The sequence below is a fragment of the Neoalteromonas flava genome, assembly GCF_002807685.1.
GTDB classification, from domain to species: Bacteria; Pseudomonadota; Gammaproteobacteria; order Enterobacterales; family Alteromonadaceae; genus Alteromonas_E; species Alteromonas_E flava.
Map to the genome: position 1 here is coordinate 515,096 of NZ_PEAX01000003.1, position 22,895 is coordinate 537,990.

The following is a 22,895-nucleotide window of genomic DNA, read 5'->3' on the forward strand; positions in this document are numbered from 1 at the left end:
CGATGAATGTTGTGATCACAGGAGCAAACCGTGGTATTGGATTAGCGTTAGCACAAGCCTATTTGGCGCGCGGTAATCACGTGTATGCCTTATGTCGTCATGCCTCTGAGGAATTGAAGGATACTGCAGCCACCATCGTGGAAGGGATCAATATGCTGGATCCCGATGCTTTACCTGAGCGTCTCGCTGCTTTGGGGGGCGTTCAGATCGATGTGCTGATCAATAATGCTGGCGTTTTGGCTCGCGAGTCATTAGAGGATTGGAGTCCTGCTACGATTGAACAACAATTCCGAGTTAACGCATTGGCACCGCTGTTAGTCACTCAGGTTCTGCTGCCGCGTTTGTCACCGGGCAGTAAAGTGGGGCTAATCACATCGCGCATGGGCTCGATGCAAGATAACGGTTCAGGTGGTTACTACGGTTATCGTATGTCGAAAGCGGCGTTAAATGCAGCTGGCGTCTCTATGGCTCGTGACCTGCACGCACAGGGAATAGCGGTTGCTTTATTGCATCCCGGCTATGTACAAACTGAAATGGTTGGCTATGGCGGTGATATCGATGCCACAACTGCAGCAAAACGCTTGCAACAACGACTCGACGAACTAACGTTGGAAACCTCTGGTAGTTTTTGGCATAGCAACGGGGAAATTTTGCCGTGGTAGCTTTCGCTCGCATATTAACTGCGCTCGGAGTGCTTACTAGCGCACTTTGCGTTAGTGAGTTGCAGGCAGATGATCATCAAGTTTCTCACTCGTGGCACGTATTACCAGCAATGCCACGCGCGGTTCAGGAAATCTATCCTGCGCTGCATCAACAGCGCATTGTGGTGGCTGGAGGTTTGACACCTGATCCGGCGGCACAATGGATCGGTGTTAGTGATGAAACATGGTTGTTTGATGAAGCATCAAAACAGTGGGTAAGTGGTCCTAACCTGCCTGAACCCCGGCATCATCCTTTGTTAGCCTCCTATGCAGGAGGTTTGTACGCTTTTGGAGGATTTATTACCAGAGATGGCGGACTATGGCATAACTCTGTTGATGTATTGTTGCTACCTGAAACTGGAGAGGAATGGCAACAAGTCGCACAAATGCCTATTCCCTTGGCCGAATCATTGATCAGCGTTTATCAAGACCGTATTCACCTAGCGACCGGTAGAACGCCTCATACTTCTAAGCAGAATTCTCAATGGCGCGACCAGACCGATTCCAATCGCCACTTTGCCTATTCTCCTGAAACAGGGAAATGGCAAGAGCTACCACCTACACCAACTGCGCGAAACAGTGCCTGCGGTGTCAACGTCAATGGCCGTTGGCATACGATTGGTGGACGCACTGTTAATGGGGGTAACTTAGCGGTCCATGAAGTGTATGACTTTGCGCAACAGCGATGGTCTGTACTTCCCCCATTACCTCAAGCTCAAGGCGGTTTGGCATGTGCGACAGTCGGACAAACGATTTATGTGTTTGGTGGCGAGTTTTTTACTGAAGGAGGGGGGGTATACTCAGATGTTTGGGCTTTTGATTTGCACCTTCAGCGTTGGCAGCAGGTCTCGACAATGCCGGTTCCTCGACATGGACTCGGTGCAGTTGCGTTAGATCAGCGGATTTATGTTGTGGGTGGGGCGGCAAAGGCAGGTGGTGAAGAAACCTCTAATCGCTTGAGCGTATTTACGCCTGCACAAGACTGAAAATTCTGCGGGTATATGTTTAACGGGGCAAATCGAATTGCCCCTACGTTAAACGTTTATTGATCCTCAGACAATACGGCCCAACAATCGTGCTCGTTAGCATGAATGATTTCAGCCCAGACCCTTTGACCGGGCGTAACATCATGCACGCCATTTAAGTGCACCACACCATCTATCTCTGGTGCATCAGCATAGCATCGTCCCACAGCACCTTCGGCATCGACACTGTCAATAACGATTTGATATTCCTGCCCTATGCGCTGCTGTAGACGAGCGGCGCTGATTTCTCCTTGAACTTGCATAAAACGCTCAAGCCGCTGCTCTTTGATGCTTTCAGGCACCGGATCAGGCAGATCATTAGCTTTTGCGCCGTCAACTGCTGAATACGGAAAACAACCAACCCGATCCAATTGTGCTTCACGTAAAAACTGCAACAATTCTTCAAATTCTTCTTCGGTTTCGCCAGGAAAGCCCACGATAAAAGTTGAACGAATGATTAATTCAGGACATTGTTCGCGCCACTTCTTGATCCTTTCAATGGTGCGATCAGCGCTGCCGGGACGCTTCATAAGCCGCAGAATGCGCTTGTTGGCGTGTTGAAAGGGAATGTCCAAATACGGCAGTATTTTTCCTTGCGCCATTAACGGAATGAGGTCGTCCACATGTGGATAAGGGTAAACATAATGCAGGCGCACCCACATATCGAGTTCACCTAATTGTTCACACAATTGTTGCATATGAGTTTTTACTGGCATGCCATTCCAAAACCCTGTGCGGTGTTTGATATCCACACCATAGGCACTGGTATCTTGGGAGATGACTAATAATTCATTCACGCCCGCCGCTTTTAAGCGCTTGGCTTCGTCAAGTACTTCACCCACTGGGCGGCTAACTAGATCACCACGCATAGACGGAATGATGCAAAAAGTACAACGATGGTTACAACCTTCAGATATTTTCAAATAGGCAAAGTGACGCGGTGTGAGTTTAACGCCGTGATCCGGAACCAGATTCACAAAAGGATTGTGCTCTGGTTTTGGCAAATGGGTATGCACTTGTTCTACTACGGTTTCGTATGCATGCGGTCCCGTTATTGCCAGCACATTTGGGTGAACTTCCCGGATTTCATCTTCTTTGATCCCCAAACAACCGGTAACAATCACCTTACCATTTTCTGCTAGTGCCTCACCGATGGTATCCAACGATTCCTGCACTGCGGCATCAATAAAGCCGCAGGTATTCACAATGACTAAGTCTGCATCATTGTATGTCGGGACTACGTCATAACCTTCGGTGCGCAATTGCGTTAGGATCCGCTCAGAATCCACCAAATTTTTGGGACAACCAAGGCTGATAAAACCAATCTTACTGCCACTGTTAGAGGTAGATTGCTGTGCCTGTTCACGCAAGACTTGCTTCGGCGTTTCAAGCGTTGTTGTTTTCTTAGGGTCGACAATTTGTACTGTCATACGAGGGAGCCATTCGGGTAAAATTGGCGCTATTATACTGCCCGAAACCATTTGGCGAAACAAAAGCGTTAAGGAGCCTCTGTGTCGACTGCTAAAAAGCTACCGTTTCCATTGCATTGTTACGATGAAGCCGGGCATTTAAAGCCCCCGTTACTGCTTTATGTGACGTGCGTTTGGTTGGCGAAAGCATTACTTTTGATGTTGATATCGGTATCGATGCGAGAAAATCCTAGTGCATTGATCAAATTGTATTATCCAGATAGTCAGCAATGGTATGTAAATGCAATACCCGCAATCGTTGGATTAGCGGGTTTTGTATTGCTGAGTTTACGCGATAAGTTGCGGCAGTATACGTTTAATTGGCAGGGGAGCGTCCGCTTGCTTTTACTCGGCGGACTGCTATTAACGATAAGCATTCAAAGTCTGGCGATCGCTAACAATCAAGGACTATTTAGTTGGTCTCATGCACTGTCACTTATGATGAGCTTTTTGCTTATCGGCTACTTATTGCGTAGCCGACGAGTAGGTGCGTATCTAAGAGATAAGTAAATATTTGGAATTATTGCTTATTGTTATTGAGCGCTTGTTCAAAATAGGCAAACACGCTAACGGTACTATCGTTGACTAAACGCTCGTAACAGATACCTGCAAACGCGTACGAATGCCCATTATAATCCAGCACTACATAGGGCGCCGTCGGGTCACTGACATCATAACGCCATTCGCCGCCGAGTACTCTTTTGAAAACCTCGCCGATAAAAGCACCGTATATATTACACAGGGTGAATACCACCTGATCCTCTAACGCGCTGTCTTGATACTTATCTAAAAAACTGAGTAATACGTTATCAATTTGCTTAACCGATTCTGAGGTGTAGGATAACGCGATACCAAATTCATTTTGGGTACTTTCGATAGCATTCTGTGCACTATCAGCCATTAGCGAGTCGAGTTCGTGTTGTTCCATGTCGTGTTTTTGCCTTTTTTTAGCCTATTCTGCTTGAGATGATTCGATTTGTCGATGTTGGGTAATAAGCGACGCCAGTAATTGTGAGCCAGGGCCAATGTTATCTGGAGCCGGTATTACTATAAAGGCCGATACACGCTTAAAAGAGCTACCCGCAATATTGAGTTGGCACAAACTTCCCATTGTAAGATGTTCACAAACCACATGCTTGGGAAGCCAACAAAACCCTAGCCCTTGTAACAGTAATCCAACAGCACTATCAAATTGACTCACCGTCCAGCGTTGTTCAGATTTGAGCCAACCTTGGTTTTCGATGGGTAGATTGGCGGTATCTTTGATGACGATCTGTAAATGTTGTTGTAATTCATTGGGGTCAATTGGGCTAGGCAATTGTGCGAGAGTATGTTGAGGCGCGCATACAGCGATAAAGTCGATCATAGCTAAGGGTTCCCCAAGAAAGCCCTTGGGCACTGTTGAACTGATCACTATGTCAGCTTGTTTGTGAGTAATAATTTCTTCGGTTCCCGTTAGCACACTATCGATAATTTTCACTCGACTGCCACGTGACAGTGGTAAAAATTCAGCTAAGCAATCAAACACAATTTCTCGCGGGAAAGCCAGTTCCACTGCCAGTGTTATTTCCGGCTCCCATGCTTGTTGTATATTGCTTGCAAGTGCCTCTAATTCTTCAGCATTCTGGGTAATGTATCGCGAGCGGCGCAACATGACTTCACCAGCTTCGGTTAAGTGGGCTTTGCGGCCTTTCACATGCAATAAATCAACGCCAAGTTGGCGTTGTAATTTTGCCACTGCGTGGTTGAGTGATGATTGACTTTTATTCAGCTTTTCTGCGGCATGTGCGTAGCCGCCGTGATCGACGACAGCTTGTAATATCCGCCATTGCTCCAAGGTCGTTTTATGCCGATACATGGCTAATAAACTCTATGCGTTAACCAAAACTAATAGTGAATGAAGTGGCTTTGGGAATCAACATGACAAAAAAATAAGGTTATATTCGGGCTTTAAAGTGAGCAAAGTAGACACGGAGATCGTACTCAACTTTAAAACCAAGGACTGTTCATGAAATATTATTCAACCTTGCCGCTGACCGCGTTAACTGTATTCAGCGTCATGTCGATGCTGATTTTATTTGACATTATCCCTGGCGGAGCCGTTCTTCTAGAACAGTTGCAAACGATTATGTCGGATGGTTTTTATTGGTTAATTGGGTTGATTATCTTACTCGAATCCATTGTTTATGTTGGGTTTTATTTTCCGGGTCAGTTTTTCGCTGTTGTACTGGTGATTTCGGCACAACCTACATGGCAGGATATCTTATACCTGACCGGTGCAATGGTTTTTTCAGCAACCTTGGGTTCGCTGATCAATTATCAATTAGGGCGGTTAAACTCTGATCGTTATGACACCCCAAAGCCGACCCAACTAAAACACTTATTACTTGCAATGATCCATATGAATTCTTTGGCATTTTTTATGTTTGCTCAGGGAGCGAATCATCGTCCAATACGGGTAGTTTGGTTAGCAGGTTTACTTAATTTGCCCTATTACCTGTTATTGATAACAGCAACTGCGGTGTTAAGTGAAGAAGTGATGCTGCTTGCTGAAAACGGCTGGGTGGTATTGAGCGTTCTTGCTACTTGGTTATTGGTCGCAATTGTTCTAGACGTGCGCAAGCATCGATCACGCGCACTTGCGTAAGTATTTATCCACCGCGCGGGCAGCCGCAACCATACCAAAGGTCGCAGTTACCATGGTACACGCACCGAATCCGGCACTGCAGTCAAGGCGTGTTGCTCCCTGAAAGTGGGATTTATTTGCCGCGACAGTGCCATCAGGCTGCGGATAGCGTAATTGTTCGGTGGAGTAAACACATTCAACGCCAAAACGACGCTGTGGATTCTTACTAAAACCATAGAAACGACGTAGTTCAGAGCGCAGTTTGGCGGATAAAGGGTCCTGGATGGTTTTAGCCAAGTCACCACTGGTCACTAAGCGCGGGTCAATCTGACCACCAGCGCCACCAACAGTGATTACGGGCACTTTAAGGCGCTTGCAATGCGCAATAATAGCGGCCTTCGCTTTAATACTGTCAGTCGCATCAATGACAATATCGAAGCGCTTATCAATAAGACTTGAAACATTATCCGGGGTAACAAAGTCTTCAATGGTGTTGATGATAATACTCGGGCTAATGGCTCTGACTCGGTCGGCCATAACATCTACTTTCGCCTGCCCGACGGTGTCTGACAATGCATGGATCTGACGATTAGTATTAGTCGTGCAAATATCATCCAAATCAATAATGGTAATCTGCCCGACGCCTGAGCGGGCCAGTGCTTCAACACTCCAGCTGCCAACGCCGCCGATGCCAACAACACACATGTGCGCCTGTGTTAGGATCTGTAACTGTTGCTCACCATACAACCGGGAAATCCCACCAAAGCGTTGTTTTTCTGTCATGCCAATACTATTCGCTCATCATCGTAAGGTTGGGTAATATCGGGGTAAGTCGATTAAATTTCAATTGGTTCTTCTGTTTTGTCACAAGATTATGATTTGATTATCGTCGGTGCAGGTATCGTAGGTGCTGCCACTGCTTATCATTATAGTAAAAAATACCCGCATAGGCGGGTTGCTGTACTCGAACGAGAATCAGGCCCTGCCACCCATCAAACTGGGCGTAACTCAGGTGTTATTCATGCCGGCGTTTATTATCCGCAAGGAAGTATGAAAGCTAAGTTTTGTCGACAGGGATTGGAGACTACCATCGGTTTTTGTCAGCAATATGGGGTCCCTTATCAACAATGTGGCAAACTGATTGTAGCCACTGAGAAAGAGGAAGAAACACGCCTGCAAACGCTGTTTGATAATTGCGTTAATAATGACCTTTCGCCGCAATGGATGAATAGTGCTGAGATAGCCTCTCATGCACCTAACATTAAAGGCCTTAGCGCCGTTTGGGTCAAACATTCTGGGATCACTGATTATGGCCAGATAACTGAGCAAATGCTGGCACTCGCAAAACAACAGGGCGTTGAGGTTTATTATCAACATGCAGTGGATGATATCGAAGAAACCCAGTCTGCTGTAATCCTGCACTGTCATAAAACACCACAGCGAAAATGGCGTGCCCAACAGTTAGTTAATTGTGCTGGAATACATGCTGATGAATTGATCCGGCGCAGTGGGCAGGACTTAAGTTTTAAGCTAATTCCATTTCGCGGAGAGTATTATCGCTTACACTCTCGGCATAATCAGCTTGTCGACAAACTGATTTACCCTGTGCCCGATCCGAGGATGCCTTTCCTAGGGGTACACTTAACCCCCATGATCGGTGGTTATCTAACGGTAGGGCCCAATGCTGTATTGGCGCCCGGTAAGCAAGCATACAGCAATAGCCAATTTGATTTGGCTGATTGCTGGAGCATAGCCAGCTATAGCGGCACTTGGAGGTTGCTGGGCAAATATTTGCGCCCTGGATTGGCTGAATTGCGAGATTCAATGTCTAAGCGTGGCTATCTAAAGCGTGTGCGACGCTATTGCGAACATATCGAATTACAGGATCTGTTGCCGTATCGAGCTGGGATAAGAGCCCAAGCGGTAGATCAAGAAGGTAATCTTGCCCATGATTTTATTTTCGTAGAAACAGAACGGTGCTTGCATATAGGCAATGCACCTTCACCTGCTGCGACTTCAGCGATCCCTATCGCGCAAACTATCGTTAAAAAGCTCTAGCACACGTGACATTGCGATGTAGCTAAACACCAAGCGGTGTCGCAACTACGTTAAACGTGCATGTCTAACGTTCTAAAATTTAGAATGAAAAGGCCATAATATTGCGATTTAAATTTGCTTATTTAGATACTAAATTAAAATTCAGCATTAACTTTAGGTGGGACAACAATGGGATTACTGGTAGATGGGAAGTGGCAAGATAAATGGTATGACACAGACTCAAGTAAAGGGAAGTTTGAACGACAGGCGTCTAAATTTAGGAGCACAATAAGTCGCGAAGACGGAAAATTTCGACCAGAGTCGGGACGTTATCATCTGTATGTATCGCTCGCATGCCCTTGGGCACATCGGACGCTTATTTTCAGACACCTAAAAGATTTACAGGCACATATCAGTGTTTCGGTCGTGCACCCCAATATGCTGGAACACGGTTGGACTTTCGATGAATTTCCTGGAGCGACAGGTGATACGCTGTATGACTTTGACTATATGCATCAACTGTATACCAAAGTCGACCCATCGATCACCACACGAGTCACCGTTCCAGTGCTTTGGGATAAAAAGACCGAATCAATTGTTAATAATGAATCCGCTGAGATTATCCGTATCTTTAATCACGCCTTTGATCATCTTACTGGTAATAACGCTGACTTTTATCCTGAAGAGCTTCAGGATGAAATAGATAAGGTCAATGATTTCGTTTATCACAATGTAAATAATGGTGTGTACAAAGCAGGGTTTGCAACCACACAAGATGCGTATCAAGAAGCCGTGATTGCTTTATTTGAAGCGCTTGAAACTCTTGAACAGCGCCTGGCCACACAGCGTTACTTGGTGGGTAGCCAGATTACTGAAGCAGATTGGCGTCTTTTCACAACGCTAGTGCGCTTTGACACTGTGTATGTGGGGCATTTTAAATGCAATTTAAAACGGATCGTTGATTATCCCAATTTGTGGGGCTACTTACGTGATTTGTACACCCAACCAGGCATTGCAGAAACAGTGGATCAACAACATATCAAGCGCCATTACTATTACAGTCATGACATGATTAACCCAACCCGCGTTATCCCGTTGGGGCCAGATATTGATTTTACTCAGCCACATGGGCGGGAGGGGATGTAATGAGCGTTGCGACAGTCTCTAAAACCGTCTATGGCATGGCAGCGCAAGACGGCGCTGGGGTTAAACTGAAACGGATTATTGGGCAGCCCGGTCTGCAAAATCTTGATCCGTTTTTGATGCTCGATGAGTTTGGCTCAGACAGCAGTGCAGATTATTTGCCAGGCTTTCCACCACATCCGCACCGCGGCTTCCAAACTGTGACGTACATGCTGACGGGGAAAATGCGGCATCGTGACTCTGTCGGTAACGATGGCGTCATCGAAAGTGGCGGTATCCAATGGATGAATGCGGGTAGAGGGATCATCCACGAAGAGATGCCAGAGCAGCAAGAGGGGTTATTGCGCGGATTTCAATTGTGGGTAAATTTACCTGCGAAAAACAAAATGTCAGCGCCGGATTATCAAGATATACCGGCTGTTGATGTGCCGTGCTGGCAGCGAGATGACGTGGTTAGTGTGCGTCTGCTGAGTGGCAACATGGACGGACGCATTGGGCCTGTAAAAACGTTAAGCGAAGACATGGCAGTGCCATTTTTTGCCGACTTTAGAACGACCATCGAACACAACACCGATATTCCACTTAATCCGGATTATCAATATTTTGTGTATGTCTTCGAAGGCGATGTATCGATCAGTCAGACGCCGTTGAAAAAAGGAGAGTTGGGGGTGTTAACAAAAGCGGGATTGTTACAGATTGGCTCAGGTTCCGAAGGCGCATCGTTTTTGCTAATTGGAGGGCAGCCGCTGCTTGAGCCAATTGTTCAGTACGGCCCGTTTGTGATGAACACCCAGCAAGAAATCCAACAAGCACTTTGGGACTATCAAAACAATCAACTAACGGCAGCAAGATAGCACGCTAGCAGAACTAAGCGTTGCGTCTATCTGTTGGGTTCACTACTATAGGACGGATTTGTAGATAATTGATAGGAAAATCTATGCAACCCGTTGTTTTAGCTGGTGGATCCGGCAGCCGCTTGTGGCCCAAATCGCGTCAAGCGCTACCAAAACAGTTTCTTTCTCTTACCTCAGATAAAACAATGCTGCAAGATACCCTGGCACGCTTGCCTGAAGGGGCGTGTGACGCCCCAATTGTCATCTGTAACGATGCACATCGTTTTTTGGTTGCTGAGCAATTGCGTCAAGCCAGCGTTGAGCATGGTGGTATTATTCTTGAGCCGGAAGGGCGAAATACTGCACCAGCGATTGCTCTAGCTGCTTTGCACGCATTAAAGTCCGATGCGCAGGCAATTTTGCTGATTTTAGCAGCCGATCACCTAATTCAAGACGTTGCCGCGTTTCAAACAGCAATCCGCAAAGCCGAATCTTTAGCTTCTCAAGGTAAGTTGGTTACGTTTGGTATCGTACCTGATAAAGCCCACACCGGTTATGGGTATATTCGTTCGGGTAGTGAGTTAGGCGTTGGTTTCACAGTTTCAGAATTTGTTGAAAAACCAGATTTAGCAACTGCCGCTGAATATGTCGCGAGCGGTGAGTATTTTTGGAACAGCGGCATGTTTATGTTTCAAGCGCAAACATTTATCGATGAACTCGAAAAATATGCCCCGGAAATCCTTTCGGTGTGTCAGCGCGCGATTGCAACAGAAACGCCGGATTTAGATTTTATTCGCGTTGATGCTGATGTATTTAAAGAGTCTCCAAGCGATTCAATAGATTACGCGGTGATGGAAAAAACTCAATTAGCTGCCATGGTGACACTTGATGCCGGTTGGAGTGATGTGGGTAGTTGGTCATCCCTATGGGAAACGGCAAAAACCAAAGATGAACGAGACAATGTCATTGTTGGTGATGTACTTCTAGAAAACGTAGAAGCAACGTACATTAATGCGGAAAACCGTTTGGTTGCTGCTGTTGGCGTGAAAGATTTGGTGATTGTCGAAACTAAAGATGCTGTGCTGGTGGCTGAGAAATCTAAAGTTCAGGATATCAAAGCGATCGTGTCTGAACTACAAAATCAACATCGGCCTGAATATGAATTTCATCGTGAAGTTTATCGTCCTTGGGGTAAGTACGACTCAATCGATACCGGAGAGCGTTTCCAGGTTAAACGGATTACGGTTAAACCGGGTGAAAAGTTAAGTGTGCAGATGCATCATCATCGCGCAGAACATTGGATCGTCGTGTCAGGAACAGCCAACGTAACGATAGATGACAAACTCACTATTTTGACCGAAAACCAGTCCATTTATATTCCAATTGGGGCAGTCCATGCATTGGAGAATCCTGGTAAAATCCCCCTTGAGCTAATAGAAGTGCAATCAGGCTCTTATTTAGGTGAAGATGATATCGTTCGTTTTTCCGATCGTTATGGGCGCACGCCTCAGGAAGCCAAATAATGACACGCAAGATAAGCTGCTTTAAAGCCTATGATATTCGCGGTCAACTTAATCTCCAACTGGATGAAAACATCGCCTACCGGATAGGCTATGCTTTGGTGGAAGTTTTATCTGCACAGAGTCTTGTTGTAGGCAGTGATATTCGATTAACTTCAATTCCTCTAAAACTGGCGCTAAGCGCTGGCGCAATAGATGCTGGAGCGAGAGTGATTGATATCGGCACGGTTGGCACCGAAGAGATTTATTTCGCTGCCAAGGAGCTGCCGGTCGATGCGGGCATTGAAGTTACAGCAAGCCACAACCCGATTGATTATAACGGCATGAAGATTGTGAAAGCAGGCGCAGTGCCAATCAGTGGTGATAGTGGTTTGCATGATATTCAGGCACGCGCTGAGAGTTACTCAGATGAATGGGTGTTATTGCAACTCGCAAAGCATGTTGCAGACAATTATACCGTTGTTGAACCAGCTAAATTTGTTTCTGGCAAAAGTCTGGTGAGCGAGGCCAATCTAATTGCGTCAGGCAATTATCAAACGCTTGACCATCGTGACGCCTACGTTACCCATGTGTGTAGTTACGTTGATATCAATAAGTTGGCAGGGCAAACTTTGGTGGTGAACGCCGGCAATGGTGCAGCAGGTCCAACTCTTGACGCAATTGAAGCTTATTTGCATCAGCGGGGCGTCAACATAACCTTTACAAAGGTCCATCACCAGCCCGATGGCACCTTTCCTAATGGTATACCCAATCCTTTATTGCCAGAAAGTCGGGCCGATACTGCCGACGCTGTAAGGGCACATAAGGCCAATATGGGCATTGCCTGGGATGGCGATTTCGACCGGTGTTTTTTGTTTGACGAAAATGGCAACTTTATCGAAGGTTATTATATTGTCGGTCTTTTGGCTGAAGCATTTCTAGCTAAACAAGCGGGCGCCAAGATCATTTATGATCCCAGAGTCTATTGGAATACTGAAGATATAGTGACGAACGCTGGCGGCGTGCCGATTAAAAGCAAAACGGGTCATGCGTTTATCAAAGAGCGGATGCGTAAAGAGGACGCCGTATATGGCGGCGAAATGAGTGCGCATCACTATTTCCGTGATTTTGCTTATTGCGATTCGGGAATGATCCCATGGTTATTGGTAGCAGAACTTATAGCAACTAAAGGTCTTTCCTTGTCGCAACAAGTAGCAGCTCGTATTGAAGCCTATCCGTCTTCTGGCGAAATCAACAGTAAATTACAAGACGCTGATGCAGCTCTTGCTCGAGTGGTCGAGCACTATCAGGCTCAGGCTACATTTATTGATGATACGGATGGGGTAGGAATGGAGTTTGGATCTTGGCGCTTTAATTTGCGTCAGTCGAACACCGAACCGGTGATCCGCTTAAATGTTGAAGCAAAAGGTGATATAGCGCTAATGGAAGCCAAAACGGCTGAACTTTTAACGCTCATCAGAGCAGAATGAGACCTGCTGGTTCCATTCTGCCTACCTGTACCTACCGAAGAGTCAATCGCAACTAAGTTGAGATTAAGCCGCTCTGAACGAATATTATGAAGTCGTATCAATAAAAAGAATATTTATCTCTAAACCACAAAAATCATAACGGCATGGGCAGCAACTACAATGGTGGTTAAGATGACCCGTAAGCGGGTGTAATCAATGATCATTGATGGTGTCATTTGTAAGGTAAACTTATCGTAGAACACCATACCAATAAAGCTCAAAGACAATACGCCGAGCGCGCGCGCATCAGGAAATAAAATTAACGCTAACCAGCCAACGATACTGGGTAGCATGGCGACATAGATCTGGTGCCAATAGCGATTTTCAGTGACTGCTGCATACCAATGTATCCCACCTAAGAACGATAATATTATCGCTGAATATTGGGTAAAAAAGGCGAAACCTTGGGCGTAACTTAGGGTTTCCATAATGATCGCCAAAGGGATTATTAGAAATGGGATGAGCCCTAAATATCCTAGTAGTTTAGCGTTATTAGGCATGAATAATCTCCAAAAAAATAGCGCCTGATGAGGCGCTATTTAAGTCTATCGAATAAACCGAATTAGCAACAATTACTTTTTAATTGGCTTGTATTCGCGGCGTGCTTCGCCGGTATATAACTGACGTGGACGACCGATCTTTTGTCCAGGTTGCGACAACATTTCGTGCCAGTGTGAAATCCAACCCACAGTGCGCGATAGCGCAAAGATACAGGTAAACATGTTGGTTGGAATACCAATTGCTTTGAGGATGATGCCAGAATAAAAATCCACGTTCGGGAATAATTTCTTCTCAGCGAAATAGTCATCACTCAATGCAATACGTTCAAGTTCCATCGCCACATCAAGTAATGGGTCGTTAATTTTCAACTCGCTTAAAACTTCATGGCAGCTTTCACGCATTACCGTAGCGCGAGGGTCATGATTTTTATACACGCGGTGACCAAAACCCATTAAACGGAAAGGATCAGACTTATCTTTCGCACGTGCAATAAATTCAGGGATCCGGTCAACGGAGCCAATTTCTTCTAGCATGTTCAAGCAAGCTTCGTTGGCACCACCGTGAGCAGGACCCCAGAGAGAAGCAACGCCAGCAGCGATACATGCGTAAGGGTTAGCACCAGATGAACCCGCTAAACGTACCGTTGATGTAGAGGCGTTTTGTTCGTGATCGGCGTGTAGAATGAAGATGCGGTCCATAGCACGTTCAACCGCTGGAGAAATTTGATAATCTTCAGCCGGCACAGAGAACATCATATTCAGGAAGTTAGCGGCGTAGCTTAAATCATTGCGCGGATATACAAATGGCTGACCGATGTTGTACTTGTAGCACATTGCCACTAGGGTAGGCATCTTTGCGATCAAACGATGTGCACTGCGTACACGCTGTTCGGCATTATTTACATCTAAATCGCTGTGATAGAAAGATGACATTGCCCCAACAGTACCGCATAGCATTGCCATAGGATGGGCATCGTTGCGGAAACCATGGAAAAACATATTAATCTGTTCGTGTACCATGGTATGGCGAGTAATCGTTTCTTTAAATTCTTGATACTGCTCAGATGTTGGTGCATCACCGTGCAACAGCATGTAGCAAACCTCAAGATAATCGGCATCTCTGGCCAACGATTCAATATCAAACCCGCGGTGCAACAATTCACCTTTGGCGCCATCGATATAAGTGATCGAAGATTCGCACGATCCGGTAGCCATGAAGCCAGGGTCGAAGGTGAAATATCCATGCGCACCCAAGGCTCGAATGTCAATTACATCGTGACCTGCAGTTCCGCTTAATATAGGTAATTCAATTTCTTTGTCACCGGCTTTTAGAATGGCTTTTTGGTCGGCCATAAATGCTCTCCTCAGACTGGTTCGTTTGGTCGCTGTGAAACGCGTTTTTGCGCGAAGCGACTGGAAAAGTGGCGCTATTTGTACTGATAAAGTGGCAATAAGTCAATTTTAATGCGTATTTGCTCAATAAATATTCTAGATTGTTGAGGGTTATATTCCAGTCCCAAATAGCAGTTGCCAGATGTTTACGACTAAAGTCTTAAAATAGAACAAAAAATTGTATTTATAGTGGCTGCTGGATATACTCTTTGGGTCTTTGATTCACAGCATAAATAGTCTGTGAACCAAGTGTCACAAAATTCACAAACAGTTAACATCTCAGCGGATGAGGCTTTTAACTATTATAACCAAACACGCAGTGGGACACCGTCGCCGTGTTGATTACAGACCTTACGGGCAAAAATATTGTGAAAAAGCAACGACCAGTAAATTTAGATCTTAATACAATTAAATTTCCGCCGTCCGCTATCACCTCAATTCTGCATAGAGTGACAGGGGTAGCTATGTTTTTTGCGTTATTGTTTGTCATTTGGGCTTGGGCCGTTTCTTTAGGCTCAGCTGAAGACTTCAATTACGTACAATCTCTTCTTGATGGGGTATTCGGTAAGATTATCGCTATCGGCACATTGTCAGCTTTGACTTACCACATTCTGGGTGGTATTCGCCACGGCATCATGGACTTGGGCTATTGGGAAGAACTTGAATCAGGTAACACCAGCGCTAAAGTAACGATTGGTTTATGGGTAGTGCTTACTGTGGTTATGGGAGTTGTATTATGGTAACAAACCAAGCGTCGATTAAACGTAATGGTGTACAGGACTACGTGTCATTACGTGCCACTGCAATAATTATTGCGCTCTACAGTTTTTATCTGGCGTGGTTTTTTATTACCACGGACTCAATTACTTATGCTGTGTGGACTGGCTTTTTCTCAAGCATTTTTATGAAGGTTTTCACGCTAGCAGCGTTGGTATCGATCATGATCCATGTGCGTATTGGGCTATGGCAAGTGTTGACTGACTACATTAAACCAGCTGGATTACGCGCCTTTTTGCAGTATTTGCTAAACCTTATTGCCTTCGCATACGTAGCTGTTGGCGTATTTGTTTTGTGGGGAGTGTAGTATGAGTATAGCAATTCACGAATACGATGCGGTTGTCATCGGTGCCGGTGGCGCGGGTATGCGCGCGGCATTACAAATTTCACAAAGTGGCAAGTCGTGCGCTTTGTTGTCAAAAGTTTTCCCTACACGCTCACACACGGTATCAGCACAAGGCGGTATCACCGTGGCGCTAGGAAATTCCCACGAAGATAACTGGGAATGGCACATGTACGATACAGTTAAAGGATCTGATTACATCGGTGATCAGGAAGCCATTGAATACATGTGTAAAACAGGACCTGAAGCCATTATTGAAATGGAAAACATGGGGCTACCGTTTTCTCGTTTTGAAAATGGTAAGGTTTATCAGCGTCCATTCGGCGGGCAATCAAAGAATTTCGGTGGTGAGCAAGCAGCGCGCACAGCGGCAGCAGCTGACCGTACCGGCCACGCATTGTTACACCTGTTGTACCAACAAAACGTTAAAAACAAGACTAAGGTCTTTAGCGAGTGGTACGCATTAGATTTGGTTAAAAACCAAGACGGAGACGTTGTCGGTTGTACTGCAATCGATATCGAAACTGGTGAGGTCGTATACTTCAAGAGCAAAGCAGTTGTGCTGGCAACCGGTGGTGCAGGGCGTATTTATGCTTCAACCACTAACGCCCATATCAATACTGGCGATGGCGTAGGCATGGCTCTACGTGCAGGTGCACCAGTGCAAGATATGGAAATGTGGCAGTTTCACCCAACCGGTATCGCCGGTGCTGGAACCCTGGTGACCGAAGGTTGTCGCGGTGAAGGTGGTTATCTTCTCAATAAAGATGGCGAACGTTTCATGGAACGTTATGCACCAAATGCGAAGGATTTGGCCGGCCGTGATGTTGTTGCCCGTTCGATGATGACGGAAATTCGTGAAGGCCGAGGTTGTGAGGGCCCATGGGGTACGCACATTAAACTGAAACTTGACCATTTAGGTAAAGACGTACTTGAATCACGCTTACCGGGTATTTTAGAGCTTTCACGTACGTTTGCTCACGTTGATCCGGTTAAAGAGCCAATTCCAGTAATTCCAACCTGTCACTACATGATGGGTGGTATTCCAACTAATGTTGACGGACAAGTCATTAAGGTCGACGAAAACGGTAACGAAGCACCAATGAAGGGCTTGTTTGCCTGTGGTGAGATCGCTTGTGTTTCTGTACACGGCGCGAACCGTTTGGGCGGTAACAGTTTGCTTGACCTTGTGGTATTCGGCCGTGCAACGGGACTTCACCTTGGTGAAAAGATTGACGAGATCGCGCCAACGCGTGACGCGTCAGCGACGGACATCGACGAGGCGCTCGCGCGTTTCAACCGTTGGGAAAATTCCGAGAAAGGCAAGGGCGAAGACCCGGTTCAAATCAAAAAAGACATGCAACAATGCATGCAGCTTAACTTCTCGGTATTCCGTGAAGGCGATGCAATGGCCGAAGGCCTTAAAGAGTTATCTGAAATCCGTGAGCGTCTCAAACACGCCCGCTTGGATGATAAGAGTAGTGACTTCAATACCATGCGTATCGAATGCCTAGAATTAGATAACTTGATGGAAACTGCGTACAGCACAGCAGTCGCTGCCAACTTCAGAACAGAGAGTCGTGGAGCGCATAGCCGCTTTGACTACCCGGATCGTGATGATGAAAACTGGTTGTGTCACAGTATTTATTTGCCGGGTTCTGAAACAATGATTAAACGTGACGTGAATATGGCGCCGAAATTGCGTGAAGCATTCCCGCCAAAAGTCCGTTCGTACTAATTTGGAGTGACTTAAATGCAATTAACTTTTTCTGTATATCGTTATAATCCAGACGTTGACGATGCACCTCGCATGCAAGACTACTCACTGGATGTTGAAGAAGGTCAGGATATGATGGTTCTTGATGCGCTAATTGCGTTAAAAGAACAAGATCCGACATTGTCGTTCCGTCGCTCATGCCGCGAAGGTGTGTGTGGGTCTGATGGAATGAATATGAACGGTAAGAATGGTTTGGCCTGTATCACCCCGCTTTCTGCGTTAGGTAAAGGCAAAATAACTGTACGTCCGCTGCCAGGTTTGCCTGTAGTTCGTGACTTGGTGGTTGATATGACGCAGTTCTATACCCAATATGAAAAGATCAAGCCATTCTTGATCAACGAAGGTAAGAAGCCGCCTGCGCGTGAACATCTGCAGTCTCCAGAAGAGCGTGCCAAGTTAGACGGGTTGTATGAGTGTATCCTGTGCGCCTGTTGTTCGACGTCATGTCCTTCATTCTGGTGGAACCCTGACAAGTTCATTGGTCCAGCAGGTCTGTTGCATGCTTATCGGTTCTTGATTGATAGTCGTGATACTGCAACTGAAGAACGTTTGAATGATTTAGACGACGCATTCAGTGTTTTCCGTTGTCACGGCATTATGAACTGCGTTAGTGTGTGTCCTAAAGGACTCAACCCAACTAAAGCCATTGGACATATAAAGTCGATGTTGCTACAGCGGGCTGTTTAGTAAGACTTTCTGACACACTGTAGTGACAGATTGCTTTGATATTAAATGGCCATCCATACGGATGGCTATTTTGTTTAAAAAAAGTGAAGGCCGGTTATCTTCGGCCATTCATTGACTATAATACGTTTAGATTACAGGTTCTTAACGAAAGGTAAGGCATAACAATGCAAGAAAGCGTAATGCAAGCGTGGTGGGATTCTTCTCACTTTGCTGGAGGCAATACCGCGTACGTTGAAGAGATGTACGAAGCCTACCTGGATGACCCCAATAGTGTTTCTGATGAGTGGAAACAGCTGTTCGACGGGTTACCCAAAGTAGATGGCGTTGAAATAGACGTCAGTCACAGTCAAATCCGTGAACAATTTAAATCGCTAGCGGCCTTAGGCCCAGCGGGTAAAGTTGCCGCGGCTCCTGTTGCAAGTTCTGGCGGCGATGAAAAACAAGTGCGAGTTCTGCAATTGATCAATGCGTATCGATTCAGAGGGCATCAGCATGCCAATCTTGACCCATTGTCATTATGGAAACAGCCTCGGGTGCGAGATCTTGAGCTGTCGCATCATGGATTAACGGAAGCCGACTTCGATACTGTCTTTAATGTTGGTTCTTTTGCTATAGGTAAAGAGTCGATGAGTTTAGGGGAGCTGTTTAAGTCCCTTAACCGCACATACTGCGGCTCCATCGGCGCTGAGTATATGCATATTACCGATACTGAGCAAAAGCGTTGGTTACAGCAGAAAATAGAATCTGTACAAGCTAAACCAGAAATTAGCCGTGAGCAAAAGATCGGTATTCTGAAAGGCTTGGTTGCTGCCGATGGTATGGAAAAATATCTTGGTGCCAAGTTCCCGGGCGCAAAGCGCTTTTCATTGGAAGGTGGTGATAGCCTGATTCCTATGTTGAAGGGATTGATCACCGAAGCCGGAGCATCTGGTACGAAAGAAGTAGTCATTGGTATGGCTCACCGTGGTCGCTTGAATGTGCTGGTTAATGTTCTGGGCAAGAACCCTTCGGTGTTGTTCGATGAATTTTCGGGTAAACACGACGATTCTCTCGGCGCAGGTGATGTTAAATATCATGCCGGTTTCTCTTCTGATTTCGCAACACCGGGTGGCAATGTCCATTTAGCACTCGCATTTAACCCTTCGCATTTGGAAATTGTTAATCCAGTGGTTATGGGGTCCGTGCGCGCGCGTCTGGAACGTCGGGGAAGCACTGACGGTTCAGCTGTTTTGCCAGTTACTATCCATGGTGACTCTGCAATTGCTGGGCAAGGGGTTGTGCAAGAAACCTTTAACATGTCGCAAACCCGTGGTTTCGCAGTGGGTGGTACCGTTCGTATTGTGGTCAATAACCAAGTTGGATTTACTACATCGAAAACGGAAGATACTCGCTCAACGCAGTACTGTACGGATATCGCGAAGATGGTGCAGGCACCTATTTTTCACGTTAATTCAGACGATCCAGAAGCCGTACTGTTTGTTACCAAGTTAGCCTTGGAATATCGCAATAAATTTAAACGAGATGTGATGATTGATCTCGTTTGTTATCGCCGTCATGGTCATAATGAAGCGGACGAGCCGAATGCCACACAACCGTTGATGTATCAAAAAATCAAGAAGCATCCGGTACCGCGCCAGATCTATGCGGATCAGCTCACAGCAGAAGGCAGTGTTAAAGAGCACGAAGTCGAAAAACTTATCGACGAATATCGTGCAGCTTTGGATCACGGCGCCTGTGTGGTTGAAGAATGGCGTCCGATGACAGAGCATTCAGTGGATTGGCGACCTTATTTAGGTCACGACTGGACGGTTCCTTACGACAAGGAAATCAGTAAGAGCAAGCTGATGGAATTGGCTGAACGGTTGGTTGCCGTGCCTGATGACGTGAAATTGCAGTCGCGGGTTAATAAATTGTATCAAGATCGTGCGCTTATGGCCGCAGGTGAAAAGCCGCTCGATTGGGGGATGGCAGAAAATTTAGCCTATGCTTCGATTGTAGATATGGGCACTGATATACGCATTACCGGCCAAGATTCTGGTCGAGGAACGTTCTTCCATCGCCATGCAGTACTGCACAATCAGAAAGATGCGTCGACCTATATGCCATTGAAGAACATTCGTGATGGACAAGGGAAGATCGACATTTATGATTCGGTACTGTCTGAAGAGGCCGTGATGGCCTTTGAGTATGGTTATGCAACAGCAGAACCGGCATGTCTGACGATATGGGAAGCTCAGTTTGGTGATTTTGCCAATGGCGCCCAGGTCGTATTCGATCAGTTCTTGTCATCCGGTGAAGCGAAATGGGGCAGGTTGTGCGGTTTAACTGTCCTGTTGCCACATGGTTATGAAGGACAGGGACCTGAGCATAGTTCAGCTCGTCTTGAACGGTTCCTGCAATTGTGTGCAGACCATAACTGGCAAGTTTGCATTCCGTCGACGCCAGCGCAAGTATTTAATATGTTGCGTCGTCAAGCAATTCGACCAATGCGTAAGCCATTGATTGTAATGTCGCCAAAATCATTGTTGCGTCACCCACAAGCTATTTCTTCTCTTGAAGAATTGAGCGATGGCATCTTCCATAATGTCATTGGTGAGATTGATGACATCGACGCGAAGAAAGTCAAGCGTGTGGTGATGTGCTCAGGCAAGGTTTATTATGACCTACTTGACCAACGTCGCAAGAATGAACAAACGGACGTTGCCATCGTTCGCTTAGAACAACTTTACCCATTCCCGGCTGAAGAGTGTGCAGAAGTACTTGCAGACTTTAAACATGTTAAAGACTGGGTATGGTGCCAGGAAGAGCCACAGAACCAAGGTGCATGGTATAGTAGCCAACATCATTTCTGGCAGGCGATCCCTGATGGTGCAAAATTACGTTATGCCGGTCGTGAGGCGTCTGCGTCTCCAGCGGTAGGTTATGTTTCAGTTCACAACCAACAACAAAAAGCCTTGGTTGATGACGCTCTTACAATTAAGTAAAGGAACCCCAAATGACAATCGAGATAAAAGTTCCAGTATTACCAGAGTCGGTTGCCGACGCGACGATTGCCACCTGGCACGTAAAAGCTGGCGAGTCAGTTAAGCGCGACCAGAATTTGGTAGATATTGAAACCGATAAGGTTGTGTTAGAAGTTGTCGCGCCAGAAGACGGCGTCATTGGTGAAATCCTAAATGAAGAAGGTGCCACTGTTCTCGGCGAGCAAGTGATTGCAAAGCTAGAAAAAGGTGCGGGCGGCGCGGCTAAATCTAGTGCTGATGACTCAGCTGAGAAAGCCGAAAAGAAAGCCGACGCAGCGCCTTCAGGCGCTGGCAAAGAGGTCGAAATTAAAGTTCCAGTATTACCTGAGTCAGTCGCAGACGCGACCGTAGCAACCTGGCACGCAAAAGCGGGCGATACGGTATCGCGTGACCAGAACTTGGTCGATATCGAAACCGACAAAGTGGTGCTAGAAGTTGTTGCACCAAATGATGGTGTACTCACGGAAATTTTTGCTGAAGAGGGCGCAACCGTTACCGCTGAAGAAGTTATCGCGAAATTCAGTGAAGGGGCTGCTTCGAGCGGCAGTAGCAAGTCTGAAGCTCCAGCCTCAGTCGAATCTGATGATAGCGACAGTGATGTACTCAGTCCTTCAGTTCGCCGTTTGCTCGCTGAAAAAGGTATCGATGCAGCAAAAGTGAAAGGTACCGGTAAAGGCGGTCGTATCACCAAAGAAGATGTTGAACAATATTTGAAATCAGGTGATTCAGCCGCTCCAGCTAAATCTGAAACAGCAGCTGCATCGGCAGCACCGATGGGTGAGCGTACAGAGAAGCGCGTACCGATGACTCGATTACGCAAAACGATTGCTAATCGCCTGTTGGAAGCGAAAAACTCAACTGCAATGTTGACTACGTTTAATGAAGTCAATATGAAGCCAATTATGGACTTGCGCAAACAATATCAGGATAGCTTTGAAAAGCGTCATGGCATTCGTTTGGGCTTCATGTCGTTTTATGTCAAGGCGGTTACCGAAGCACTTAAGCGCTTCCCTGAAGTTAATGCCTCAATTGATGGTGATGATATTGTTTATCATAACTACTTCGATATTTCGATTGCAGTGTCAACGCCGCGCGGCTTGGTAACGCCGGTATTAAAAGATACCGATATGCTAGGTATGGCCGGTGTTGAAAAGGGCATTAAAGAACTTGCACTTAAAGGCCGTGATGGCAAGTTGTCAATGGCGGAACTACAGGGTGGTAATTTTACTATTACTAACGGTGGTGTATTCGGGTCATTGATGTCAACGCCTATTATAAATCCTCCGCAAAGTGCAATCTTGGGGATGCATAAAATCCAAGATCGTCCAATGGCGGTGAACGGTAAAGTAGAAATTCTACCAATGATGTACCTCGCCCTTTCATATGATCACCGTATCATTGATGGGAAGGAGTCGGTTGGATTCTTGGTTACTGTGAAGGAAATGTTGGAAGATCCAACACGTCTATTATTGGATGTGTAAGACTTTAGTATAAAACATGACCAGACAGGTGATACTTTTTTAGCTATCACCTG

21 protein-coding genes are annotated in these 22,895 nt (G+C 46.1%); 15 read left to right on the forward strand and 6 right to left on the reverse strand.

The annotated features are described in order from the left end of the window. The first annotated feature begins 2 nt into the window (after window positions 1-2). Window positions 3-662, forward strand: a complete 660-nt coding sequence (locus CSH92_RS08325; RefSeq protein ID WP_100657145.1) for an SDR family oxidoreductase — start codon at window positions 3-5, stop codon at window positions 660-662. Next, entirely contained in the window at window positions 656-1,687 is a 1,032-nt protein-coding gene (locus CSH92_RS08330; protein ID WP_100657146.1) for a Kelch repeat-containing protein, read from the forward strand. The genes CSH92_RS08325 and CSH92_RS08330 overlap by 7 nt, the downstream gene beginning before the upstream one ends. Window positions 1,688-1,743: 56 nt before the next feature. On the opposite strand, the gene rimO is transcribed toward CSH92_RS08330, so the two are convergent. Further along, a complete protein-coding gene (gene rimO, locus CSH92_RS08335) occupies window positions 1,744-3,156 on the reverse strand; it encodes a 30S ribosomal protein S12 methylthiotransferase RimO (RefSeq protein ID WP_100657147.1) in 1,413 nt (470 codons plus the stop codon). A gap of 81 nt (window positions 3,157-3,237) precedes the next feature. Between rimO and CSH92_RS08340 the strand changes: the two genes are divergently transcribed. Then, window positions 3,238-3,705 carry a DUF2919 family protein gene (locus CSH92_RS08340; protein ID WP_100657148.1) on the forward strand — a complete coding sequence of 156 codons (468 nt, stop codon included), beginning with the start codon at window positions 3,238-3,240 and terminating at the stop codon, window positions 3,703-3,705. A 10-nt stretch (window positions 3,706-3,715) separates the two neighbouring features. Here CSH92_RS08340 and CSH92_RS08345 read toward each other — a convergent pair whose 3' ends face one another. After that, window positions 3,716-4,123, reverse strand: coding sequence for a hypothetical protein (locus CSH92_RS08345; RefSeq protein ID WP_100657149.1), 408 nt, complete (start codon window positions 4,121-4,123; stop codon window positions 3,716-3,718). Window positions 4,124-4,147: 24 nt separating this feature from the next. Further along, window positions 4,148-5,053 carry a LysR family transcriptional regulator gene (locus CSH92_RS08350; RefSeq protein ID WP_100657150.1) on the reverse strand — a complete coding sequence of 302 codons (906 nt, stop codon included), beginning with the start codon at window positions 5,051-5,053 and terminating at the stop codon, window positions 4,148-4,150. Between the two features lie 150 nt (window positions 5,054-5,203). On the opposite strand from CSH92_RS08350, the gene CSH92_RS08355 reads away from it, so the two are divergent. Next, complete coding sequence (locus tag CSH92_RS08355) at window positions 5,204-5,842, forward strand: hypothetical protein (RefSeq protein ID WP_100657151.1); 639 nt, start codon at window positions 5,204-5,206, stop codon at window positions 5,840-5,842. Here CSH92_RS08355 and tcdA read toward each other — a convergent pair. Further along, window positions 5,825-6,604 carry a tRNA cyclic N6-threonylcarbamoyladenosine(37) synthase TcdA gene (tcdA, locus tag CSH92_RS08360; protein ID WP_100657152.1) on the reverse strand — a complete coding sequence of 260 codons (780 nt, stop codon included), beginning with the start codon at window positions 6,602-6,604 and terminating at the stop codon, window positions 5,825-5,827. The two genes, CSH92_RS08355 and tcdA, sit on opposite strands and share 18 nt — an antisense overlap. A gap of 78 nt (window positions 6,605-6,682) precedes the next feature. On the opposite strand from tcdA, the gene lhgO reads away from it, so the two are divergent. The 5 genes from lhgO to CSH92_RS08385 all read left to right on the forward strand — a co-directional run bounded on the left by lhgO (window position 6,683) and on the right by CSH92_RS08385 (window position 12,823). Then, window positions 6,683-7,879, forward strand: coding sequence for an L-2-hydroxyglutarate oxidase (gene lhgO, locus CSH92_RS08365; protein ID WP_164084693.1), 1,197 nt, complete (start codon window positions 6,683-6,685; stop codon window positions 7,877-7,879). A gap of 168 nt (window positions 7,880-8,047) precedes the next feature. After that, entirely contained in the window at window positions 8,048-9,004 is a 957-nt protein-coding gene (locus tag CSH92_RS08370; protein WP_100657154.1) for a glutathione S-transferase family protein, read from the forward strand. Then, the gene (locus CSH92_RS08375) at window positions 9,004-9,855 is read left to right on the forward strand and encodes a pirin family protein (RefSeq protein ID WP_100657155.1); all 852 of its coding nucleotides are present in this window, start codon (window positions 9,004-9,006) and stop codon (window positions 9,853-9,855) included. The genes CSH92_RS08370 and CSH92_RS08375 overlap by 1 nt, the downstream gene beginning before the upstream one ends. A gap of 83 nt (window positions 9,856-9,938) precedes the next feature. Then, complete coding sequence (locus CSH92_RS08380) at window positions 9,939-11,357, forward strand: mannose-1-phosphate guanylyltransferase/mannose-6-phosphate isomerase (protein WP_100657156.1); 1,419 nt, start codon at window positions 9,939-9,941, stop codon at window positions 11,355-11,357. Next, window positions 11,357-12,823, forward strand: coding sequence for a phosphohexomutase domain-containing protein (locus tag CSH92_RS08385; RefSeq protein WP_100657157.1), 1,467 nt, complete (start codon window positions 11,357-11,359; stop codon window positions 12,821-12,823). The genes CSH92_RS08380 and CSH92_RS08385 overlap by 1 nt, the downstream gene beginning before the upstream one ends. Window positions 12,824-12,942: 119 nt before the next feature. On the opposite strand, the gene CSH92_RS08390 is transcribed toward CSH92_RS08385, so the two are convergent. Continuing rightward, window positions 12,943-13,362, reverse strand: a complete 420-nt coding sequence (locus CSH92_RS08390; RefSeq protein ID WP_100657158.1) for a DUF3429 domain-containing protein — start codon at window positions 13,360-13,362, stop codon at window positions 12,943-12,945. 72 nt (window positions 13,363-13,434) lie between these two features. Further along, entirely contained in the window at window positions 13,435-14,715 is a 1,281-nt protein-coding gene (locus CSH92_RS08395) for a citrate synthase (RefSeq protein ID WP_100657159.1), read from the reverse strand. A 407-nt stretch (window positions 14,716-15,122) separates the two neighbouring features. Between CSH92_RS08395 and sdhC the strand changes: the two genes are divergently transcribed. The 6 genes from sdhC (at window position 15,123) to odhB (ending at window position 22,842) form a co-directional block, all read left to right on the forward strand. After that, window positions 15,123-15,497 carry a succinate dehydrogenase, cytochrome b556 subunit gene (gene sdhC, locus CSH92_RS08400; protein WP_100657487.1) on the forward strand — a complete coding sequence of 125 codons (375 nt, stop codon included), beginning with the start codon at window positions 15,123-15,125 and terminating at the stop codon, window positions 15,495-15,497. Further along, window positions 15,491-15,838: a succinate dehydrogenase, hydrophobic membrane anchor protein gene (gene sdhD, locus CSH92_RS08405; RefSeq protein ID WP_100657160.1), complete on the forward strand. Its 348-nt coding sequence runs from the start codon at window positions 15,491-15,493 to the stop codon at window positions 15,836-15,838. Before sdhC ends, sdhD begins: the two co-directional genes overlap by 7 nt. A 1-nt stretch (window position 15,839) precedes the next feature. After that, complete coding sequence (sdhA, locus tag CSH92_RS08410) at window positions 15,840-17,612, forward strand: succinate dehydrogenase flavoprotein subunit (RefSeq protein ID WP_100657161.1); 1,773 nt, start codon at window positions 15,840-15,842, stop codon at window positions 17,610-17,612. A gap of 15 nt (window positions 17,613-17,627) precedes the next feature. After that, complete coding sequence (locus tag CSH92_RS08415) at window positions 17,628-18,338, forward strand: succinate dehydrogenase iron-sulfur subunit (protein WP_100657162.1); 711 nt, start codon at window positions 17,628-17,630, stop codon at window positions 18,336-18,338. A 164-nt stretch (window positions 18,339-18,502) separates the two neighbouring features. Beyond that, window positions 18,503-21,322: a 2-oxoglutarate dehydrogenase E1 component gene (locus CSH92_RS08420; RefSeq protein WP_100657163.1), complete on the forward strand. Its 2,820-nt coding sequence runs from the start codon at window positions 18,503-18,505 to the stop codon at window positions 21,320-21,322. An 11-nt stretch (window positions 21,323-21,333) separates the two neighbouring features. Beyond that, window positions 21,334-22,842 carry a 2-oxoglutarate dehydrogenase complex dihydrolipoyllysine-residue succinyltransferase gene (gene odhB, locus CSH92_RS08425; protein WP_100657164.1) on the forward strand — a complete coding sequence of 503 codons (1,509 nt, stop codon included), beginning with the start codon at window positions 21,334-21,336 and terminating at the stop codon, window positions 22,840-22,842. Window positions 22,843-22,895: the final 53 nt, after the last annotated feature.

What these genes read in the sequence shown, in the direction of transcription:
- CSH92_RS08325 (WP_100657145.1), top strand. Translation starts at nt 3, where the DNA reads ATGAATGTTGTGATCACAGGAGCAAACCGTGGTATTGGATTAGCGTTA.
- rimO (WP_100657147.1), bottom strand. Translation starts at nt 3,156, where the DNA reads ATGACAGTACAAATTGTCGACCCTAAGAAAACAACAACGCTTGAAACG.
- CSH92_RS08345 (WP_100657149.1), bottom strand. Translation starts at nt 4,123, where the DNA reads ATGGAACAACACGAACTCGACTCGCTAATGGCTGATAGTGCACAGAAT.
- CSH92_RS08350 (WP_100657150.1), bottom strand. Translation starts at nt 5,053, where the DNA reads ATGTATCGGCATAAAACGACCTTGGAGCAATGGCGGATATTACAAGCT.
- CSH92_RS08355 (WP_100657151.1), top strand. Translation starts at nt 5,204, where the DNA reads ATGAAATATTATTCAACCTTGCCGCTGACCGCGTTAACTGTATTCAGC.
- tcdA (WP_100657152.1), bottom strand. Translation starts at nt 6,604, where the DNA reads ATGACAGAAAAACAACGCTTTGGTGGGATTTCCCGGTTGTATGGTGAG.
- CSH92_RS08370 (WP_100657154.1), top strand. Translation starts at nt 8,048, where the DNA reads ATGGGATTACTGGTAGATGGGAAGTGGCAAGATAAATGGTATGACACA.
- CSH92_RS08375 (WP_100657155.1), top strand. Translation starts at nt 9,004, where the DNA reads ATGAGCGTTGCGACAGTCTCTAAAACCGTCTATGGCATGGCAGCGCAA.
- CSH92_RS08380 (WP_100657156.1), top strand. Translation starts at nt 9,939, where the DNA reads ATGCAACCCGTTGTTTTAGCTGGTGGATCCGGCAGCCGCTTGTGGCCC.
- CSH92_RS08385 (WP_100657157.1), top strand. Translation starts at nt 11,357, where the DNA reads ATGACACGCAAGATAAGCTGCTTTAAAGCCTATGATATTCGCGGTCAA.
- CSH92_RS08390 (WP_100657158.1), bottom strand. Translation starts at nt 13,362, where the DNA reads ATGCCTAATAACGCTAAACTACTAGGATATTTAGGGCTCATCCCATTT.
- CSH92_RS08395 (WP_100657159.1), bottom strand. Translation starts at nt 14,715, where the DNA reads ATGGCCGACCAAAAAGCCATTCTAAAAGCCGGTGACAAAGAAATTGAA.
- sdhD (WP_100657160.1), top strand. Translation starts at nt 15,491, where the DNA reads ATGGTAACAAACCAAGCGTCGATTAAACGTAATGGTGTACAGGACTAC.
- sdhA (WP_100657161.1), top strand. Translation starts at nt 15,840, where the DNA reads ATGAGTATAGCAATTCACGAATACGATGCGGTTGTCATCGGTGCCGGT.
- CSH92_RS08415 (WP_100657162.1), top strand. Translation starts at nt 17,628, where the DNA reads ATGCAATTAACTTTTTCTGTATATCGTTATAATCCAGACGTTGACGAT.
- CSH92_RS08420 (WP_100657163.1), top strand. Translation starts at nt 18,503, where the DNA reads ATGCAAGAAAGCGTAATGCAAGCGTGGTGGGATTCTTCTCACTTTGCT.
- odhB (WP_100657164.1), top strand. Translation starts at nt 21,334, where the DNA reads ATGACAATCGAGATAAAAGTTCCAGTATTACCAGAGTCGGTTGCCGAC.